This is a genomic window from uncultured Sphingomonas sp., from assembly GCF_964237335.1.
GTDB lineage: Bacteria > Pseudomonadota > Alphaproteobacteria > Sphingomonadales > Sphingomonadaceae > Sphingomonas.
This window is the reverse complement of record NZ_CAXSHM010000001.1, coordinates 21,918-39,599: the sequence shown is the minus strand read 5'-3', so window position 1 is coordinate 39,599 and position 17,682 is coordinate 21,918. Positions and strand designations below refer to the sequence as shown.

Sequence of the window (17,682 nt, the reverse complement as noted above, 5' to 3'; positions counted from 1 at the left end):
CGTGGCCTCAGCGGCCCTGCGCGGCCGCGCCGCCACCGGCGCCGCCAGTGCCTGTACCGGCGCCCGTGCCTCCCTGGCCCGCGCCACCGCGACCATGGCCGCCGCGCCGCCCGCCGCCGCCCGCCGGCTTGTCGCCCGGCAGCGCCACTTTCGCGCCCTCGTTCAGTCGGTCGCCGCCGTCGGTGACGACGGTGTCGCCGACGTTCAGGCCCTGCGTCACCTGCACCGCGTCGGCGGTCGCGGTCGCGGTCGTCACCTTGCGCTGCGTGACGGTACGGTCGGGCTTGAGCAGCCAGACGAAGCTGCCGTTCGGCCCCGATCGCACGGAAGCGGGCGGCACCACGGTCGCGCCGCGCACGGTGTCGATCGTCAGCCGCACGTTGACGAACTGGCTGGGGAACAACTGGTAGCCGGCGTTGGGGAAGCGCGCCTTGCCCTTGATCGTGCCGGTCGTGGTGTCGACCTGGTTGTTGAGCGTCGAGAACTGGCCGTGGTCGAGCGTCTGCGTCCGCGTGCTGTCGAGCACGACCGCCGGGATGCGCGCGTCCTGCGCGATGCGCTGCTGGATCTGGGGCGCCTGCTGCTGCGGTATCGCAAACTCGACGTCGATCGGCTGCAGCGTCGTCACGACCACGAGGCCGTTGGCGTCACCCGCCGCGATGTAGTTGCCGATGTCGACCACCTTCAGGCCGACGCGGCCCGCAACGGGCGAGACGACGCGGGTATAGCCCAAATTGATCTGCGCCTGCTGCGCCGCACCGCGATCGACCGCGATCGTACCCTCGAGCTGGCGCGCGGTCGCGGCCTGCGTGTCCACGTCCTGCCGCGCGATCGAGTCCTGCGACAGCAACGTCTGATATCGCCCGAGCTGGATGCGCGCGTTGGCGAGCGTCGCCTCGTCGCGGGTCAGCGCGCCCTGGGCCTGGAGGAGCGCGGCCTGGTACGGACGCGGATCGATGATCGCCAGCACCTGGCCGCGGCTGACGTGCTGGCCCTCGCGGTACAGAAGCTGGGTGATCGTGCCCGACACCTGCGGGCGGACGGTGACGGTCGCGGCCGGCGTGACGGTGCCGAGCGCCTCCACGACGATCGGCAGGTCCGCCGTCGTCGCCTTGGCCGTACCGACGGTGGTGGGCTGCGCGCCGCCCGGGCCGCCGCGACCGCCACGCCGGCCGCCGCCGCCGGACCCGCCGCGACCGCTACCGCCGCCGCCCGGGCCGCCTGGCCCACCGGGTCCGCCGCCTTGCCCGGCCTGCGCGCTGCCATCCTGCGCGCGATGCGTGAGGAACACCGCCAGCAGGACGACCAGCGCCAACCCGACGAGACCGCCGATCCAGCTCAGCGCCCGACTACGCCCCGCCGGGCGATACACTGGGGTCGCGGCACGGTCCTGCTCGTCCTGCGGGTAGGGCGCGGTCGGATCGTGGTCGTTCATGATGTCTCGAACCGTTTTGCTGTTGGCGCCGGACGGGCACGCTTCCATGACAAGCCACCCGCGCGCTGTCACCCGCTATCATGGCGCAATGTGTCGCAACATGTCGTCGCGGCTCCCGCCGCAACTCTCGTCCGGGCGCGGCCGGATCAGGCGGTGGCGCGGGCGCTGGGCCGGGCGGCGGGCTTGCCGGCGGCCAGCGCGGCGTCGCTCGCCAGCCGGTCGGCGCGCTCGTTCTCAGGATGGCCCGCATGGCCCTTCACCCACTGCCACTCGATCCGATGCTGCTGCGTCAGCGCGAACAGTCGCTGCCACAGTTCGACGTTCTTGACCGGCTTCTTGTCCGCGGTCTTCCAGCCGTTGCGCTGCCAGCCTTTGATCCAGCGCGTCAGGCCGTCCATCACATATTTGCTGTCGGTGTGCAGCTTGACCGCGCAGGGACGGGTGAGCAGCGACAGCGCCTCGATCGCGGCGGTCAGCTCCATGCGGTTGTTGGTGGTGTGGGGATCGCCGCCCGACAACTCCTTCTCGGCGTCGCCGAAGCGCATCACCGCGCCCCAGCCGCCGGGGCCGGGATTGCCCTTGCAGGCGCCGTCGGTGAAGATCTCGACCGGTGTCGGGGCGGGCGGAGCGGTGTCGTCGGTCACGCGAACGTCTCCGGTCCGTGGGCGGCATACCAGTCGTATCGGCGCATATAGGCGAGCGGGTCCTTGCGGGTGACGAGCGCATCGGCGGGCGTGTTGAGCCAGTCCCACGCGCGGGTAAGGGCGAAGCGGAGGCATGCGCCGCGGGCGAGCACGGGCAAGGCCGCACCCTCCGGGCCCGACAGCGTGGCGGCGGATCGATAGCCATCGAGTACCGCACGCCCGATCGCGGGATCGAGCGGGTTGCCGGTGGCATCAAAGGTCCAGGCGGTATGCATCACCGCGACGTCATAGGCGTGAATGTCGGTACACGCGAAGTAGAAGTCGATGAGGCCCGTCACCGCATCGCCCCGCATCAGGACGTTGTCGGGGAAAAGGTCGGCGTGGATCGCGCCGCGCGGAAGGCCGGGGAAGAAGCCGTTGTCGTCGGGCCAGGCGGCGAGCACCCCGGCGAGAGCCAACGCGATCCACTCGTGCAGCCCCGGCGCGATCGTATCGAGGTCACGTCCGCACCGCTCGAACAGCGGTTGCCATGTGTCGACTCCCATCGAGTTGGGCCGCTGCATCGTGAAAGCCGCCAGCCCGACGTGCATGCGCCCGAGCGCCGCGCCCGCGCTCCGTGCCTGCGGCGGCGTCGGCCGCGTCACCGACACGCCGGGCAGGAACTCGATCAGGCAGGCGGGGCGCCCCTCCAGCTCGTGCAGCCACTCGCCATGTCGGTCGGCGATCATCCGCGGCACGGGATTGCCCTTGGCCGCGAGGTGATCGGTCAGCGCGCGGAAGAAGGGCAGGTCGCCCGCCGCCACACGCTTCTCGTACAAGGTCAGGATGAAGCGGCCGCAGGTGGTATCGACGAGGTAGTTGGAGTTCTCCACCCCCTCGGCGATGCCCTTGGCCGACGTCATCTCGCCGACGTCGAAGCGGCGCAGGAACGCGCTCAGCGCCTCGGCGGGAACCTGCGTGTACACCGCCATCGCGAGTGATCAGTCGACCAGTTCGAGCGCGCGGGGAAGCTTGAACGCGATCGTCTCGCGCATCGTCTCCACCTCGGTCTCGCGAACGGCGTAGCGCATCGCGAGCGCGTCGATCAGCCCGCGCACCAGCAGCTCGGGCGCGGACGCGCCGGCGGTGAGGCCCAGCGTCGCGACGCCCCCCAGCCAGTCCCAGTCGAGCTCGGCGGCGCTCTGGATCAGCCGCGCGCGCGTCCCCTCGCGCTCCGCGACCTCTACCAGACGCACCGAGTTGGACGAGTTGGGCGCGCCGATCACCAGCACCGCGTCGCAGCGCGCGGCGATCGCCTTCACCGCCGCCTGGCGGTTGGAAGTGGCGTAGCAGATGTCCTCGCCCCGCGGCCCCTCGATCAGCGGGAACCGCCGGCGCAGCGCCGCGACGACGCGGGCGGTGTCGTCCACCGACAGCGTGGTCTGGGTGAGGAAGGCGAGGGAGGCACCGTCTCGTCCGCCGACATCGGGCGTCAACGCCTCCACGTCCGCCACCGTCTCGATCAGCGTCATCGCGCCCGGCGGCACCTGGCCGAGCGTACCGATCACCTCGGGATGGCCGGCGTGGCCGATGAACAGGATGTGCCGGCCTTGTCCCACCAGCCGCTCGGCCTGGCGATGCACCTTGCTGACCAGCGGGCAGGTGGCGTCGAGGTAATCGAGCCCGCGATCCTGCGCCTCCGCCGGCACCGCCTTGGGCACGCCATGCGCGCTGAACACCACCGGCGCGCCGTCGGGCACCGCGTCCAGCTCTTCGACGAACACCGCTCCCTTGGTACGCAGCGCGTCGACGACGTGCGCGTTGTGGACGATCTCGTGGCGGACGTAGACGGGCGCGCCGTGTTTCTCGATCGCGAGCTCGACGATGCGGATCGCGCGATCGACGCCCGCGCAGAAGCCGCGCGGCGCGGCGATCAGAAGCTCCAGCGGTGGCAGCGGGTCGGCGGCGTGAACCATGACAATCTGTCATCTACGCGATTGCTTGCGCCGACGATAGCCGGTTCCTATGACGCGCGGACCAGCGCCGGCGTCCCGGGGCGCGACTGTATTCGAGGTTCCCCCGCGTGTCCCCATCCCGTTTCCTCGGCCTCCCGCTGGCCCTCACGCTGCTGGCCGGCGGATGCGTGCACAAGGGCGACATCGACGTGGAGAATGGCGTCGGCATCACCGCGGTCCGCTCGGCCTGCCCGCGCGTCGAGGTCGCGGCCGGCACCGGCGACATCACGCTGTTCGATCCGCCCGCCGCGCAGACGGCGGACGCGATCGACGTCGTCGCGGTGATCACCAACGTGCGCGGCGCCTGCAACGACGCGGCGGACCCGATCGCCAGCACCGTCAGCTTCGACGTCGACGCGCGCCGCCGCGACGCCGGGCCCGCACGCGACCTGACGCTGCCGTTTTTCCTGACGGTGGTGCAGGGCGGCAACGCGGTGGTCGCCAAGCGCGTCGGCCATGTCGCGCTGCACTTCGACGCAGGCCAGCTGCGCGCGCATGCGGCGGGATCGGCAGGCGCCACGGTCAGCCGCGCCGCCGCGACGCTGCCCGACGACGTCCGCCGCCGCCTGACCGAAAAGCGCAAGGCGGGGCAGGAGGATGCCGCGATCGATCCGCTGACCCGTCCCGAGGTGCGCTCCGCGGTGCTGCGCGCGACGTTCGAGGCGCTGGTCGGCTTCCAGCTGACGCAGGACCAGCTCAAGTACAACGCCACGCGCTGAGCCACAGGCTAGGCGATCGCGGCGCCGGGCAGGAGCGCGCGCAAGCCGTCCCTGTCCGCGAACGCGCCGCGCCCGGCCGCGGCGTCGCCAAGCTCGATCACGAGCAGTTGGTCCTTGACCGCGTTGAGGCTCGAATCGAGGTACAGCCGCGCCTCGAGGAGGGCGATCGGCTCCGGCGTCTCGACCAGCGAGAGCGATCCGCCATCGCTCCACGCCCGTTTGCAGCGGGCGATCTCCCGCAACAGGCTGGCGCGCCGATCGGCCGCGCCGGCGTCGTCGAGGAAGTGATAGGAGATCGCGTAACGGGCCATGGCTGCCTTCCTGGTGCGGGGACGCGCCTTCTATCGCCGGCGGATCGCAGGCGACGGCGGATCGGGTCCATTCCGGCGCAATCGATCGCGGTTGACTTGGCCCCGGCGCGTCGCCAAGTCCGGTCGGGTCATGGCCGGGCGACCGGCCGGCCACGCGCGGGAGAGTGCGCACCGTCTTCCAGGCGGGCGCCGCCGAAGGAGCAACCACCCCGGAATCTCTCAGGCACCCAGGACCGCGCGGGGCCACGACACTCTGGAAAGCGCTTCCGCGCGCCCGTCGACGGGCGCGCGATGGGCCACCGAAGGGGTAAGCCCAACACATCGTTGGGCGAAAGCTCTCAGGTTCCGTGACAGAGGGGGTGCAGGCGATGGGGCGATCCGCCCTGATTGCCTGTCCCCGATTGCGGAGCGTGACCGATGAGCGACCTGCCCCTTACGTCCGACCTTCCCGAACCCAGCGTCCTCAACGTCGAGGACGCTCCCGACGATCTGGAACCGCAGCTGCTGCCGCTCGACGCCTGGCACCGCGCGCGCGGCGGGCGGATGGTGGCGTTCGCTGGCTATATGATGCCGGTGCAGTACGACGGCATCATGGCCGAGCATCTGTGGACGCGCGATAGCGCCGGGCTGTTCGACGTCAGCCACATGGGCCAGCTCACCGTCAGCGGCGAGGGGACGGAGGCGGCGCTGGAGGCGATGCTGCCCGCCGCGATCGAGCCGGGGCTGCCGTTCGATCAGGCGCGTTATTCGCTGCTGCTGACGACCAGCGGCGGCATCCTCGACGACCTGATGCTGACCAGACGCGCCGAGGGCACCGTGTACCTCGTCGTCAACGGCGCGACCAAATATGACGACGTCGCGCACATGCTCGACTATCTGCCCGACGAGGTGACGCTGAACCTGATGGAAGACCACGCGCTGCTGGCGCTGCAGGGCCCCAAGGCGGTCGATGCGCTCGCCCGCGTCGTGCCGGGCGTCGAAGCGATGGTGTTCATGCAGGGCCGCGCGTTCGAGTGGGCCGGGCACGAGCTGTGGATCAGCCGCTCGGGCTATACCGGCGAGGATGGGTTCGAGATCTCCGTGCCCGCCGAAGCCGCCGAGGCGCTGGCCGATGCGTTGTGCGCGCAAGCCGAGGTGAAGCCGATCGGCCTGGGCGCGCGCGACTCGCTCAGGCTGGAGGCGGGGCTGCCACTGTACGGTCACGACCTCGATCCCGAGACGACTCCGGTGATGGCCGACCTGGGCTTCGCACTGTCCAAGCGCCGCCGCGACGCCGCCGACTTTCCGGGCGCCGAGCGGATCATGACCGAGCGCGCGAGCGGCCCGGTCGTCAAGCGCGTGGGGCTGCTGGTCGAGGGGCGCCAGCCGGTGCGCGAGGGCGCCGCGGTGGTGGACGCGGACGGCAGCGAGGTCGGCCGCGTCACGTCGGGCGGTTTCGCGCCCACCGTCGGGCATCCGATCGCGATGGCATACGTTCCCCTCGCCATGGCGACGCCCGGTACCGCGATCACGCTCGCCCAGCGCGGCAAGGTCCACCACGCGACCGTCGCCGCCATGCCCTTCGTCCCCCATCGCTACGTCAGAGGAGCCCGATAGATGCGCTACTTCACCGAGGATCACGAGTGGATCGACGTCGACGGCGAGGTCGGGACGATCGGCATCTCCGACTATGCGCAAGGCCAGCTCGGCGACATCGTGTTCGTGGAGGTGCCCGACGAGGGCAAGATCCTCGCCAAGGGCGACGAGGCGGCGGTAGTCGAGTCGGTCAAGGCGGCGTCCGACATCTATTCGCCCGCGTCCGGCGAGGTAATCGAGGGCAACGCCGCGCTCGCCGACGATTCGTCGCTCGTGAACACGGACCCGGAGGGCGAGGGCTGGTTCTACAAGATCACGATCAGCGATCCGGCGGAGCTCGAGACGCTGATGGACGAGACGGCGTACGCGAGCTTCGTCGCCAAGCTGTGATCGCCGCTGTCGCCCTCCTGTCGCTCGCCGCACCGGCACCCGGCGTGTCCGCGCCGGTTCCGTTGCTGACCGTTCCCGATCTCGCCCAGCGGCACGGCGCGCTGACTGGTCGGACGGTGCGCGTCCGCGGCCGGCTGGCCGAATGCCAGCCGCTCTCGTGCGGACTGCTGGACGACGAGCGGCTGGCGGCGCCGATCGCCTGGCTCAGCTTCGAGTATGCGCCTGCGGTCGATGCGGCCGCGCACGGCGCGATTGGGCGGCGGGTGGTAGTGGAGGGCATCGTGCTCGCCCATTGCTGGCCGGGGGATCGGGAAGCCAGCGGTAGGCCTCGTCCGCCTTGTTTTGACCGGGCGACGCAGTTCCGACCCTTGCGGATCGTGCGCGTGCTGCCCGATTCGGCGGGCGGGGAGGACGGACGTTGAGCGTCAACGAAGCCTCGCGCTGGAACCCGGTGGATTATGCCGCCAACGCCGCCTTCGTGCCCGCGCTGGGCGCACCGGTGCTGGCACTGCTCGCGCCGCAGACAGGCGAACGCATCCTCGACATCGGCTGCGGCGACGGGGTGCTGACGGAGCGGATCGTGGCGACGGGCGCGACGGTGGTCGGCGTCGACGGCTCGCCCGAGATGGTCGCGGCAGCCAGGGCGCGCGGGATCGACGCGCATGTGGTGGACGCGCAGGCGCTGCCGTTCGGGCCGGAGTTCGACGCCGCCTTCTCCAACGCCGCGCTGCACTGGATGCTCGACAAGGGCGCGGTCGCGCGCGGGGTGTTCGCCGCGCTGAAACCCGGCGGCCGGTATGTGGGCGAGATGGGCGGCGCGGGCAATATCGCGACCTTGCGCGCCGGACTGCGCCAGGCGGTGGGCGAGATGGGTTACACGCCGCCCGCCGGGGACCCGCAATGGTATCCCGACGTGGCCGACTTCACCGACACCTATGCGGCGGCGGGCTTCTCCGACGTCCGAGCCGAGCTGATCGAGAGGCCGACGCCGGTTCCCGCCGGCCTCGCCGAGTGGTTCCGCACCTTCCGCATGGGCTTCCTCGACCAGTCGGGCGTGCCGCCGGACGCACGCGACCCGCTCGCCGCCTGCGCCGCCGCGATCGCGGAGGGTGGCCTGCCGCGCGATGCCGACGGCACGATCCTGGCCGACTATGTCCGCCTCCGCTTTTCCATGAGGAAGCCCGACTGATGCGCTACCTTCCCCTGACCGGACACGATCGCGAGGCGATGCTCTCGACGATCGGCGTCCACTTGATCGACGCGCTATTCGTCGACGTGCCCGACCATGCGCGGCTCGACGGGCCGGTGCGCGGCCTGCCGATGCACGCTTCCGAGATGGCGGTCGAACGGCACATGTCGGCGCTCGCGAGGCGGAACACCGTCGCGGGCGAGGTGCCGTTCTTCCTGGGCTGCGGCGCGTATCGGCACCATGTGCCCGCCAGCGTCGATCACCTGATCCAGCGCGGCGAGTTCCTGACCGCCTACACGCCCTATCAGCCCGAGATCGCGCAGGGCACGCTGCAGATGCTGTTCGAGTTCCAGACGCAGGTCGCCCGCCTGCTGGGCACGGACGTCGCTAACGCCAGCATGTACGACGGCTCGACCGCCTGCTGGGAGGCGATCGGCATGGCGCGGCGGATCACGCGGCGGGGCAAGGCGATCCTGTCGTCGGGGCTGCACCCGCATTACGTCCAGGTCGCCAGGACGATGGCGAAATACACCGGCGACGCGCTGGAGACCGCCGCGCCCACGCTGACCGCCGAGACGGACCTCGACGCGCTGATCGGCCGGATCGATGCCGACACCAGCTGCGTCGTCGTCCAATATCCCGACATCCTCGGCCGCATCGCGGACCTGCGGCCGCTCGCCGACGCCTGCCATGCCGCCAGGGCGCTGCTGATCGCGGTGGTTACGGAGCCGGTGTCGATGGGCGCGCTGATCTCGCCGGGCGAGATGGACGCCGACATCGTGGTGGGCGAGGGCCAATCGCTCGGCGTCGGGCTCCAGTTCGGAGGGCCTTACGTCGGGCTCTTCGGATGCAAGGAGAAATACGTCCGCCAGATGCCCGGCCGGCTGTGCGGCGAGACGGTGGACGCGGACGGCAAGCGCGGCTTCGTGCTGACGCTCTCGACGCGCGAACAGCATATCCGCCGCGAGAAGGCGACGAGCAATATCTGCACGAACTCAGGGCTTTGCGCGCTGGCCTTCTCGATCCACATGACCCTGCTGGGCGAGGCGGGGCTGCGGCGGCTGGCGGGGCTGAACCATGCGGGCGCGGTCCGCGCGGCGGAGCGGCTGGCCAAGGTGCCGGGCGTGCGGCTGGTCAACGAGACCTTCTTCAACGAGTTCACGCTCGACTTGGGGCGAGAGGCGCGACCGATCGTGCGCGCGCTGGCCGACCGGGGCGTGCTGGCGGGCGTGTCGCTCGGACGGCTCTACCCGGATGAGGCGGCGCTCGCCGACGGCCTGGTCGTCGCGGTGACGGAGACGACAACGCCCGAGGATGTGGAAGCGCTGGCGACGGCGCTCGAGGAGACGTTGGCGTGATGGCCTCTCAGTGTAGCGAGTCCACCCCCTCCGTTCACCCTGAGCTTGTCGAAGGGCTGTACTTCTACTCCTCAAGGAAAGGGCAGGGCTTCGATAAGCTCAGCCTGAACGGGATTTGAGATCATGACCATCAACCAGAGCGGCTGGCGTCCTGAGGCTCCCTCGCCCGCGCGCACGCGCGAAGAGGGTGCGACTTTAGCGACTTTTACCGGCAACCGCGCGCTGATGCTGGAGGAGCCGCTGATCTTCGAGATCGGCTCCACCCGCACCACCGGCGTCGACTTCGCCGAGGGCGATGTGGCGCACGACCGGCTCGGTGGCCTGACCCGCAAGGCGCCGATCGGACTGCCGGGCCTGTCGGAGCCCGAGACGGTGCGCCACTACACGCGCCTGTCGCGGCAGAACTACGCGATCGATCTGGGGCTGTTCCCGCTCGGCAGCTGCACGATGAAGCACAACCCGCGGCTGAACGAGCGGATGGCGCGGCTGCCCGGGTTTGCCGACGTCCACCCGCTCCAGCCCGTCGATACGGTGCAGGGCGCATTGGAGGTGATCCACCAGCTCGCGCACTGGCTGGTGACGCTAACGGGCATGCACTCGGTCACGATGAGCCCCAAGGCGGGCGCGCATGGCGAGCTGTGCGGCATCCTGGCGATCAAGGCGGCGCTGGCGGCACGCGGAGAAGGCGGGCGCCGCGTGATCCTGGTGCCCGAGAGCGCGCACGGGACCAACCCCGCGACCGCCGCCTTCGCCGGCTTCGACGTCGAGGACATCGCCGCGACCGCCGAAGGCCGCGTCGACACGGAGGCGCTGAAGGCACGGCTGGGGCCGGACGTCGCCGGCGTAATGATCACCAACCCCAACACCTGCGGGCTGTTCGAGCGCGATCTTCACGCGATCAGCGAGGCCGTGCATGCGGCGGGTGGCTTCGTCTATTGCGACGGCGCGAACTTCAACGCCATCGTGGGTCGCGTGCGGCCGGGCGATCTCGGCATCGACGCGATGCACATCAACCTGCACAAGACCTTCTCGACCCCGCACGGTGGCGGCGGCCCGGGATCGGGGCCGGTGGTGTTCTCGGAGGCGCTCACTCCGTTCGCGCCGCTGCCGTTCGTTGAGAGGCAGGGCGACACGTTCGCGCTCGTGGAAGAAGAGAGTGCAGGCGAGCACCACGGCTCCAGCTTCGGCCGGATGGTGGCCTTCCACGGCCAGATGGGCATGTTCACGCGCGCGCTGACGTACATCCTGTCGCACGGCGCGGACGGGCTGCGGCAGGTGGCGGAGGATGCGGTGCTCAACGCCAATTACGTGCTGCGATCGCTGGAGGGCACGCTCGACGCGCCGTTCGCCGGCAGCGGCCCGTGCATGCACGAGGCGTTGTTCTCCGATTCCAACCTTGCCGAGGGATTCTCGACGCTGGACGTCGCCAAGGGGCTGATCGACGAGGGCTATCACCCGATGACAGTGTATTTTCCGCTCGTCGTCCACGGCGCGATGCTGGTGGAGCCGACCGAGACCGAGTCGAAGGCCGCACTCGACCAGTTCATCGGCGCGCTACGCTCGGTCGCGCAGCGGGCGAAGGCGGGGGACGAGGGCCTGAAGGTGGCGCCCCACTTCGCGCCCCGCCGGCGGCTCGACGAGACGCAGGCGGCGCGCAAGCCCGTGCTGGTATGGAGGGAGCCGCCGCTGGCGCAGGCGGCAGAATAGACTTGGCGGCGCTGTATTGGTGAGGTAGAACACCCCTTGCAACAGCCGGGGGGCAAGCATGCAGCACGGACAGGTCGTACAGCCGGGCGGGATCGCGCAATATCTGATCCCGATCGCCGTCATCGCGGTTGTGTTCGCGTTTCGGGCGCGACGTATGTCGCGGACCCGGCCGTTGAAGCTGGGGCAGCTTTGGATCGTCCCGGCGCTCTACGCGATGATGGTGGTACTGGCCTTTGTCCGCGTATCGCCCAACGCCGCAGGTTGGGGTGCGGCGGCGGTCGGCTTGGCGGTTGGTGGCGCCCTGGGTTGGTGGCGGGGCAAGACGATCGCGATCCACGTCGATCCGGTGACGCAGACGCTGAGCCAGCGTGCCTCGCCCGTCGGCATCCTGATCCTGCTCGCGCTGGTCGTGACGAGATCGGCCGCGCAGATGGGCGGGCGCGCCGCGCATCTCGATGTGACGACCCTGACGAATGGTCTGCTCCCCTTGGCGCTGGGGACCTTCACGATGATGCGTGTGGAAATGTACCTGCGCGCCAAACGTGTCTTGAGGGCCGATCTGGTCGAGCGGTTCAGGTAATCCGGGGGGTGGCGCCAGCGCGGCCCGCTGGCTATCCGCCCCCATGGCCATCAAACACGCGCTCCCCGTCGCCCGCGAGGCGGACTTCGCCGCCTGGTATCAGGCCGTCATCACCGAGGCGGATATGGCGGAGGAGTCGGGCGTCCGCGGCTGCATGGTCATCCGCCCCTGGGGCTATGGCATATGGGAGCGCATTCAGCGCCTGCTCGACGACCGCATCAAGGCGACGGGGCACGAGAACTGCTATTTCCCGGTCTTCATCCCGCTCTCGTACTTCGAGAAGGAGGCCGAGCATGTCGAGGGATTCGCCAAGGAAATGGCGGTCGTTACCCACCACCGGCTGATCTCGGACGGGAAGGGCGGGCTGGTGCCCGATCCCTCTGCCAAGCTGGAGGAGCCGCTGGTCGTCCGGCCGACGTCGGAGACGGTGATCGGCGCCGCCTTCGCGCGCTGGATCCAGTCGTGGCGCGACCTGCCGGTGCTCATCAACCAATGGGCCAATGTGGTGCGGTGGGAGATGCGCACCCGCATGTTCCTGCGCACCAGCGAGTTCCTGTGGCAGGAGGGGCATACCGCCCACGCCAGCGTCGCGGAGGCGCAGGAGGAGACGCGCCGGATGCTGGAGGTGTACAGGTCATTCTCCGAGGATGTCGTCGCCATGCCGGTGGTGGCGGGCGAGAAGCCAGAGAACGAGCGGTTCCCGGGAGCGGTCGAAACCTGGTCGATCGAGGCGATGATGCAGGACGGCAAGGCGCTGCAGGCAGGCACGTCGCATTTCCTGGGCACCAATTTCGCGTCCTCGCAGAACATCCGGTTCCAGAATGCCGAAGGGCAGTTCGAGTTGGCCAACACGACGAGCTGGGGCATGTCGACACGGATGATCGGCGGCCTCATCATGACGCACGGCGACGACGACGGGCTGCGCGTGCCGCCGCGGCTCGCGCCGTGGCAGGTCGTGATCGTGCCGATGCTGCGCGACGCGCCGGAGGACGAGGCGATCGTCGCCTATTGCAAGGCGTTGCAGGCCGATCTTGCCGGCCGGTCGGCGTTCGGCGAGCCGGTGCGGGCGCTGCTCGACCTCAAGTCGGCGAAGTCGACCGCCAAGCGCTGGGCTTGGGTGAAGAAGGGCGCACCCGTGGTGATCGAGGTCGGCGGACGCGACGTGGCCGGCGGCAATCTATCAGTGATCCGCCGCGATCGGCTATACCGGGACGACGGCAAGGTCGACAGCCGGGTCGTGCCGCGCGACGGCTTCGGCGCGGGCGTGGCCGAACTGCTGGCGGACATCCAGTCCTCGCTCCACATCGAAGCGCGGCACCGCATGGAAGCGGGCATCCGCCGCGACGTGACCGACATGGCCGGGTTGGAGCGCGCGTTCGAGGGCGAAAAACCCGGCTGGGTCGAGGTGCAATGGAGCCGCCCGACCGGAGCTGCGCTCGACGCGGTGGTGGAGCGGCTGAAGGCGCTGAAGCTCACGATCCGGAACACGCCGATCGACGCCGCGGCGGTCGACGGCGCCTGCCTGTTCACGGGCCAGCCAGCCGTCGAGCGTATTGTGGTGGCGCGGGCGTATTGACTTTCGTCACCCCGGATTTGTTCCGGGGTCCAGGCCCGTACGAGCAAACCGCTGCATGTCTAAGTGCATCGCTCGTCCGACGCTGGACCCCGGAACAGGTCCGGGGTGCCGATGTCGGATGAGCAACCGGACCGTCGTTCCACCGTCACCTTTTTGGATCACTTCGACACTCATGCTCGACACCATCCCGTCCGCCGCCCCCGATCCCGCGCCCGAACCGACCTCCGCGATCACCACCTTCGCCCCGATCGCCGCGACCGCGCCGGTGCGCGAGGGCGCGCCCTATGCGCGTGACGAGTTGCTCCACGAGCTGTTCGACGCGACCTGCGCCGCGCATCCGACCCGGTGTGCGATCGGGATGCTCGAGGTCGACGCCGACAGCAGCCGTCGCGGATCACTGCCGTACGCCAGCCTGCGCGAGCGGGCGCTGCGGATGGCGCACTTCCTGCGCGATCAGGGCGTCGGGCGCGGCGATCGGGTGCTGATCTGCCTGCCGCGCGGGCTCGACCAGTATCTGGCGATCCTGGGCACATTGTGGGCCGGCGCGGCGTATGTGCCCGTCGACTGGGGCTATCCCAAGGACCGGATCGACTTCATCGCCGCCGACAGCGGCGCGAAGCTGGCGCTCACCGCGTCAGCCCGGCTCGCCGAGATGACGGTGCCGGCGGTGGCGCTCGACGAACTGCTGGGCGACCTCGCGGCGGCCACGGCCGCGCCGATCGGCCGGGCCGAAACAGGCAGCGAACCGGGCGACCTCGCCTACATCATCTATACCTCGGGCACGACCGGCCGCCCCAAGGGCGTGATGATCTCCCACGCCAATGCCTGCCACCTCGTCCGATCCGAAAGCGCGATCCTGGCACTCGATCCGTCGGACAAGGTGTTCGGCGGCTTCAGCCTCGCCTTCGACATGTCGGTGGAGACGATGTGGAGCGCGTTCTTCGTCGGTGCCGAGCTGCTGGTCGCATCCGAGGCGCTGACCAAGGCGGGGCCGGACATCGCGAAGACGCTCGCTGAGCGGGGCGTGACGATCTGGCACGTCGTGCCCTCGCTGCTCGCGTTGGTGGAGCAGGACTGGCCGGCGCTGCGCCTGCTGAACCTGGGCGGCGAGGCATGTCCGCCCGATCTGGTCCAGCGCTGGGCACGGCCGGGGCTGCGCCTCCTCAACACCTATGGGCCGACCGAGACGACGGTGACGGCGACCTGGACCGAGGTGCAGCCGGGCCGCCGCGTCACCATCGGGCGACCGTTGCCCGGTTACTCCGCCTGGATCGTCGACGAGCGGCTGATGCCGGTCGCGGCGGGCGCGGAGGGCGAGCTGGTGATCGGCGGCCCGGGCGTCGGCGTCGGCTATGTCGAGCGGCCTGAGCTGACGGCGGACAAGTTCGTCCTGACGCCCTTCGCGGGTCCGTCCGGCAGGCCGGAGCGCATCTATCGCTCGGGCGACCTTGTGCGGATCGACGCGGCCGGCGAGATCGACTTCATCGGCCGCATCGACACGCAGGTGAAGATCCGCGGTTTCCGCGTCGAACTCGCGGAGATCGAGGCGGTGTTGGGCGAACAGCCGGGCGTCGCGCAGGCGGTGGTCCATCTGTTCAAGGACGACGACGGCGCCGAGCTGCTCGCCGCTTTTCTCGTCGCGCGCACGGGCGCGGCGCTCGACATGCCCGCGATCCGCGCGGCGGTGCGCGAGCGGCTGCCCAACTACATGCGGCCCGGCGCCTACCAGCGGCTCGATGCGCTGCCGACGCTGCCCGCTTCGGGCAAGGTCGACCGCAAGGCGCTCGTCCGCCCCGTCCCCGATCCGGTTGGCGAGCGCGAGATCATGTCGCCGACGACCGCGGCCGAGATCGCGATCCACGCCGTCTGGGCAGAGTCGTTCGCGCCCCAAGCCGTGTCGGTCACCGACGATCTGTTCGAGGATCTGGGCGGCCATTCGCTCAAGGCGGCGCGGCTGGTCTCGGCGATGCGGCGCGTGCCGGGCTATGAGGGGACGTCGCTGGAGGACGTGTACGCCGCCCCCACGATCCGCGGCCTCGCGGCGCGGCTGGCGGGCGCAGGGGTCGTCCGGCACGTCACCGAGGCGGACTTCCACCGCACGCCCGACTGGCAGCGGCGGCTGTGCTTCGTCGCGCAGACGGCGGCGCTGGTGCCGATCTTCACGGTGGCGGGGCTGCAGTGGTTCTTCCCGTACCTCGCCTACACGTTTCTCGCGTCGCGGATGGATCGGCTGCCGGCGCTGACGCTCAGCGGGTTGAGCTTCATCCTGATCCCGCCCGCGGCGATGCTGTTGTCGGTCGCGATCAAGTGGCTGGTGATCGGCCGCTACCGCGCCGGCGAGCATCCGTTGTGGGGGATGTATTATTTCCGCTGGTGGTTCGTGCGGCGGTTCCAGGACGTGATCGCGACGCCATACCTCGCCGGCACGCCGATGATCCGCGCCTATTACCGCCTGCTCGGCGCGAAGGTGGGCCACCGTGCCTATATCGGCCGCACGACGATCGACGCGGCGGACCTCGTGACCATCGGCGAGGATGCGGTCGTCAGCGGCTATGCCATCCTGGCGACCAGCGCGGTCGAGGGCGGGATTCTGCGGCTAGGCCGCGCCACCTTGGGCGCACGCGCGTCGCTCGGGTCGATGGCGGTGCTCGGCCGCGATGCGACGATCGAGGCGGACGGCGAACTGGAGGACCTGTCCGCGCTGCCGGCGAACGCGACGATCCGTGCCGGCGAGATATGGCGCGGCTCGCCCGCCCGGCCCACCGGCGAGCGGCGGTCGCCTGCCCCACGCCCACAGGTGAGCAGGGCTGCCCGGCTGGCGGTGTACGTCGCGTTGCTGATAGCCGGACTGTCGCTGCCGCTCGTCGCGATCCTGCCGATCGCGCCCGGCCTGGTGTCGATGATCGAGCTTGATTGGGCCACCGACGGCTATCTCTACCTGCTGATCTCGCCGCTGCTCGCCGCCACGTACGTGGTCTTGATGTGCGTGCTGACGGTACTCGCCAAGCGGCTGATCCTCGGCAAGGTTCAGCCTGGCACCTACCGCCGGACGAGCTGGTTCTACGTCCGTTACTGGTTCGTGCAGCAGGTGAACGACCTCGCGCTCAATCTCTTGCACCCGATTTATGCCACGCTGTTCGTCGCGCCCTGGTATCGCGCGCTGGGCGTGAAGGTCGGCCGGCGGGCAGAGATATCCACCGCCGCATCGATCGTCCCCGACCTGGTCGAGATCGGGCCGGAGAGCTTCATCGCCGACGCCGTGCTGTTCGGTGCGGCGAAAGTGGAGCCCGGCACGATCCGGCTCGATCGGACGCGCATCGGGCGCCGCACGTTCGTCGGCAACTCCGCGCTGCTGCCTGCCGGTTCCGACATCGGCGACGACGTGCTGATCGGCGTCCTGTCGCGCCCGCCCGCCGGCGGCGAGGCGAGCGCGCCGGGCGGCACATGGTTCGGATCGCCGCCGATCTCGCTGCCGGTGCGCCAGAGCGTCGGGCTGTTCGACGAGGGCGCGCGGTTCAACCCGTCTCGCAAGCTGGTGGCGACGCGGCTGGCGATCGAGAGCGTGCGCGCGATCCTGTCGCTTACCGTCTTCATCGCGCTGTTCAGCCTGCTGCTGTCGGCAGTCGGTGATCTGAGCGACCTCGATCACGGCGGCGGGTGGATCGTGCTCGCCTTCCCGTTCCTTTATGTCGCTTTCGCGGTCGCCTGCGGGCTGTTCGTGGTGGCGCTGAAATGGCTGGTGGTCGGCCGCTACAAGCCGGTGACCAAGCCGTTGTGGAGCCCGTTCGTGTGGCGGACGGAACTGGTCACTTCGACCTATGAGAACCTCGCCGTCGCCAATCTGCTCGAACCGCTCAGGGGCACGGCGTGGCTGCCGATGTTCCTGCGGTTGATGGGCTGCCGGATCGGGCGGCGCTGCTACATCGACTCGACCGACATCACCGAGCACGACCTCATCACGCTGGGCGACGATGTGGCGCTCAATGAACAGGCCGGGCTGCAGACGCACCTGTTCGAGGACCGGGTGATGAAGGTCGGCCCGGTGACGATCGGCGCGCGCGCGACGATCGGATCGATCGCGATCGTGCTGTACGATGCGAGCGTCGGCGAGGACGCATCGCTCGGCGACCTGTCGGTGGTGATGAAAGGCGAGGCGCTGCCGCCCGGCACCGCCTGGGAGGGCTCGCCCGCGCGGCTGGCGTGA

15 protein-coding genes and 1 riboswitch are annotated in these 17,682 nt (G+C 70.0%); of the genes, 10 read left to right on the top strand and 5 right to left on the bottom strand.

Annotated features, from left to right (window positions below; genetic code table 11):
• Positions 1 to 7: 7 nt before the first annotated feature.
• The 4 genes from ACFE65_RS00195 to ispH form a co-directional block, all read right to left on the bottom strand.
• Complete coding sequence (locus tag ACFE65_RS00195; RefSeq protein ID WP_375380309.1) at positions 8 to 1,435, bottom strand: efflux RND transporter periplasmic adaptor subunit; 1,428 nt, start codon at positions 1,433 to 1,435, stop codon at positions 8 to 10.
• A 146-nt stretch (positions 1,436 to 1,581) separates the two neighbouring features.
• Positions 1,582 to 2,079, bottom strand: coding sequence for a ribonuclease HI (gene rnhA, locus ACFE65_RS00190; protein WP_375380308.1), 498 nt, complete (start codon positions 2,077 to 2,079; stop codon positions 1,582 to 1,584).
• Complete coding sequence (gene thrB / locus ACFE65_RS00185; protein ID WP_375380307.1) at positions 2,076 to 3,050, bottom strand: homoserine kinase; 975 nt, start codon at positions 3,048 to 3,050, stop codon at positions 2,076 to 2,078. The genes rnhA and thrB overlap by 4 nt, the downstream gene beginning before the upstream one ends.
• A gap of 9 nt (positions 3,051 to 3,059) precedes the next feature.
• Positions 3,060 to 4,034, bottom strand: coding sequence for a 4-hydroxy-3-methylbut-2-enyl diphosphate reductase (gene ispH, locus ACFE65_RS00180; RefSeq protein WP_375380306.1), 975 nt, complete (start codon positions 4,032 to 4,034; stop codon positions 3,060 to 3,062).
• Positions 4,035 to 4,141: 107 nt separating this feature from the next.
• Here ispH and ACFE65_RS00175 point away from each other — a divergent pair, with 107 nt between their 5' ends.
• Positions 4,142 to 4,792, top strand: coding sequence for a hypothetical protein (locus ACFE65_RS00175; RefSeq protein ID WP_375380305.1), 651 nt, complete (start codon positions 4,142 to 4,144; stop codon positions 4,790 to 4,792).
• 8 nt (positions 4,793 to 4,800) lie between these two features.
• Here the strand turns inward: ACFE65_RS00175 and ACFE65_RS00170 are convergent, their stop codons facing one another.
• The gene (locus ACFE65_RS00170) at positions 4,801 to 5,103 is read right to left on the bottom strand and encodes a hypothetical protein (protein ID WP_375380304.1); all 303 of its coding nucleotides are present in this window, start codon (positions 5,101 to 5,103) and stop codon (positions 4,801 to 4,803) included.
• Positions 5,104 to 5,250: 147 nt separating this feature from the next.
• Positions 5,251 to 5,349: riboswitch (glycine riboswitch) on the top strand.
• 171 nt (positions 5,350 to 5,520) lie between these two features.
• On the opposite strand from ACFE65_RS00170, the gene gcvT reads away from it, so the two are divergent.
• The 9 genes from gcvT to ACFE65_RS00125 all read left to right on the top strand — a co-directional run bounded on the left by gcvT (position 5,521) and on the right by ACFE65_RS00125 (position 17,682).
• Positions 5,521 to 6,699 carry a glycine cleavage system aminomethyltransferase GcvT gene (gene gcvT / locus ACFE65_RS00165; RefSeq protein WP_375380303.1) on the top strand — a complete coding sequence of 393 codons (1,179 nt, stop codon included), beginning with the start codon at positions 5,521 to 5,523 and terminating at the stop codon, positions 6,697 to 6,699.
• Positions 6,700 to 7,068 carry a glycine cleavage system protein GcvH gene (gcvH, locus tag ACFE65_RS00160; protein WP_375380302.1) on the top strand — a complete coding sequence of 123 codons (369 nt, stop codon included), beginning with the start codon at positions 6,700 to 6,702 and terminating at the stop codon, positions 7,066 to 7,068.
• Positions 7,065 to 7,490, top strand: a complete 426-nt coding sequence (locus ACFE65_RS00155) for a hypothetical protein (RefSeq protein ID WP_375380301.1) — start codon at positions 7,065 to 7,067, stop codon at positions 7,488 to 7,490. The genes gcvH and ACFE65_RS00155 overlap by 4 nt, the downstream gene beginning before the upstream one ends.
• Positions 7,487 to 8,257, top strand: a complete 771-nt coding sequence (locus ACFE65_RS00150) for a class I SAM-dependent methyltransferase (protein WP_375380300.1) — start codon at positions 7,487 to 7,489, stop codon at positions 8,255 to 8,257. Before ACFE65_RS00155 ends, ACFE65_RS00150 begins: the two co-directional genes overlap by 4 nt.
• Positions 8,257 to 9,615: an aminomethyl-transferring glycine dehydrogenase subunit GcvPA gene (gcvPA, locus tag ACFE65_RS00145; RefSeq protein WP_375380299.1), complete on the top strand. Its 1,359-nt coding sequence runs from the start codon at positions 8,257 to 8,259 to the stop codon at positions 9,613 to 9,615. The genes ACFE65_RS00150 and gcvPA overlap by 1 nt, the downstream gene beginning before the upstream one ends.
• Positions 9,616 to 9,738: 123 nt before the next feature.
• Positions 9,739 to 11,322 (top strand): aminomethyl-transferring glycine dehydrogenase subunit GcvPB, encoded by a 1,584-nt coding sequence (gcvPB, locus tag ACFE65_RS00140; RefSeq protein WP_375380298.1) that lies wholly within the window; start codon positions 9,739 to 9,741, stop codon positions 11,320 to 11,322.
• Positions 11,323 to 11,380: 58 nt separating this feature from the next.
• On the top strand, positions 11,381 to 11,902 hold the full coding sequence (locus ACFE65_RS00135; protein ID WP_375380297.1) for a DUF1453 domain-containing protein: 522 nt from the start codon (positions 11,381 to 11,383) through the stop codon (positions 11,900 to 11,902).
• A 43-nt stretch (positions 11,903 to 11,945) separates the two neighbouring features.
• Positions 11,946 to 13,478 (top strand): aminoacyl--tRNA ligase-related protein, encoded by a 1,533-nt coding sequence (locus tag ACFE65_RS00130; protein WP_375380296.1) that lies wholly within the window; start codon positions 11,946 to 11,948, stop codon positions 13,476 to 13,478.
• Positions 13,479 to 13,650: 172 nt separating this feature from the next.
• Complete coding sequence (locus ACFE65_RS00125; protein WP_375380295.1) at positions 13,651 to 17,682, top strand: Pls/PosA family non-ribosomal peptide synthetase; 4,032 nt, start codon at positions 13,651 to 13,653, stop codon at positions 17,680 to 17,682.

Bases quoted from the DNA above. Each gene is read 5' to 3' on its own strand.
- ACFE65_RS00195 (WP_375380309.1), bottom strand. From the start codon at position 1,435: ATGAACGACCACGATCCGACCGCGCCCTACCCGCAGGACGAGCAGGAC.
- thrB (WP_375380307.1), bottom strand. From the start codon at position 3,050: ATGGCGGTGTACACGCAGGTTCCCGCCGAGGCGCTGAGCGCGTTCCTG.
- ispH (WP_375380306.1), bottom strand. From the start codon at position 4,034: ATGGTTCACGCCGCCGACCCGCTGCCACCGCTGGAGCTTCTGATCGCC.
- ACFE65_RS00170 (WP_375380304.1), bottom strand. From the start codon at position 5,103: ATGGCCCGTTACGCGATCTCCTATCACTTCCTCGACGACGCCGGCGCG.
- gcvT (WP_375380303.1), top strand. From the start codon at position 5,521: ATGAGCGACCTGCCCCTTACGTCCGACCTTCCCGAACCCAGCGTCCTC.
- gcvH (WP_375380302.1), top strand. From the start codon at position 6,700: ATGCGCTACTTCACCGAGGATCACGAGTGGATCGACGTCGACGGCGAG.
- gcvPA (WP_375380299.1), top strand. From the start codon at position 8,257: ATGCGCTACCTTCCCCTGACCGGACACGATCGCGAGGCGATGCTCTCG.
- gcvPB (WP_375380298.1), top strand. From the start codon at position 9,739: ATGACCATCAACCAGAGCGGCTGGCGTCCTGAGGCTCCCTCGCCCGCG.
- ACFE65_RS00135 (WP_375380297.1), top strand. From the start codon at position 11,381: ATGCAGCACGGACAGGTCGTACAGCCGGGCGGGATCGCGCAATATCTG.
- ACFE65_RS00130 (WP_375380296.1), top strand. From the start codon at position 11,946: ATGGCCATCAAACACGCGCTCCCCGTCGCCCGCGAGGCGGACTTCGCC.
- ACFE65_RS00125 (WP_375380295.1), top strand. From the start codon at position 13,651: ATGCTCGACACCATCCCGTCCGCCGCCCCCGATCCCGCGCCCGAACCG.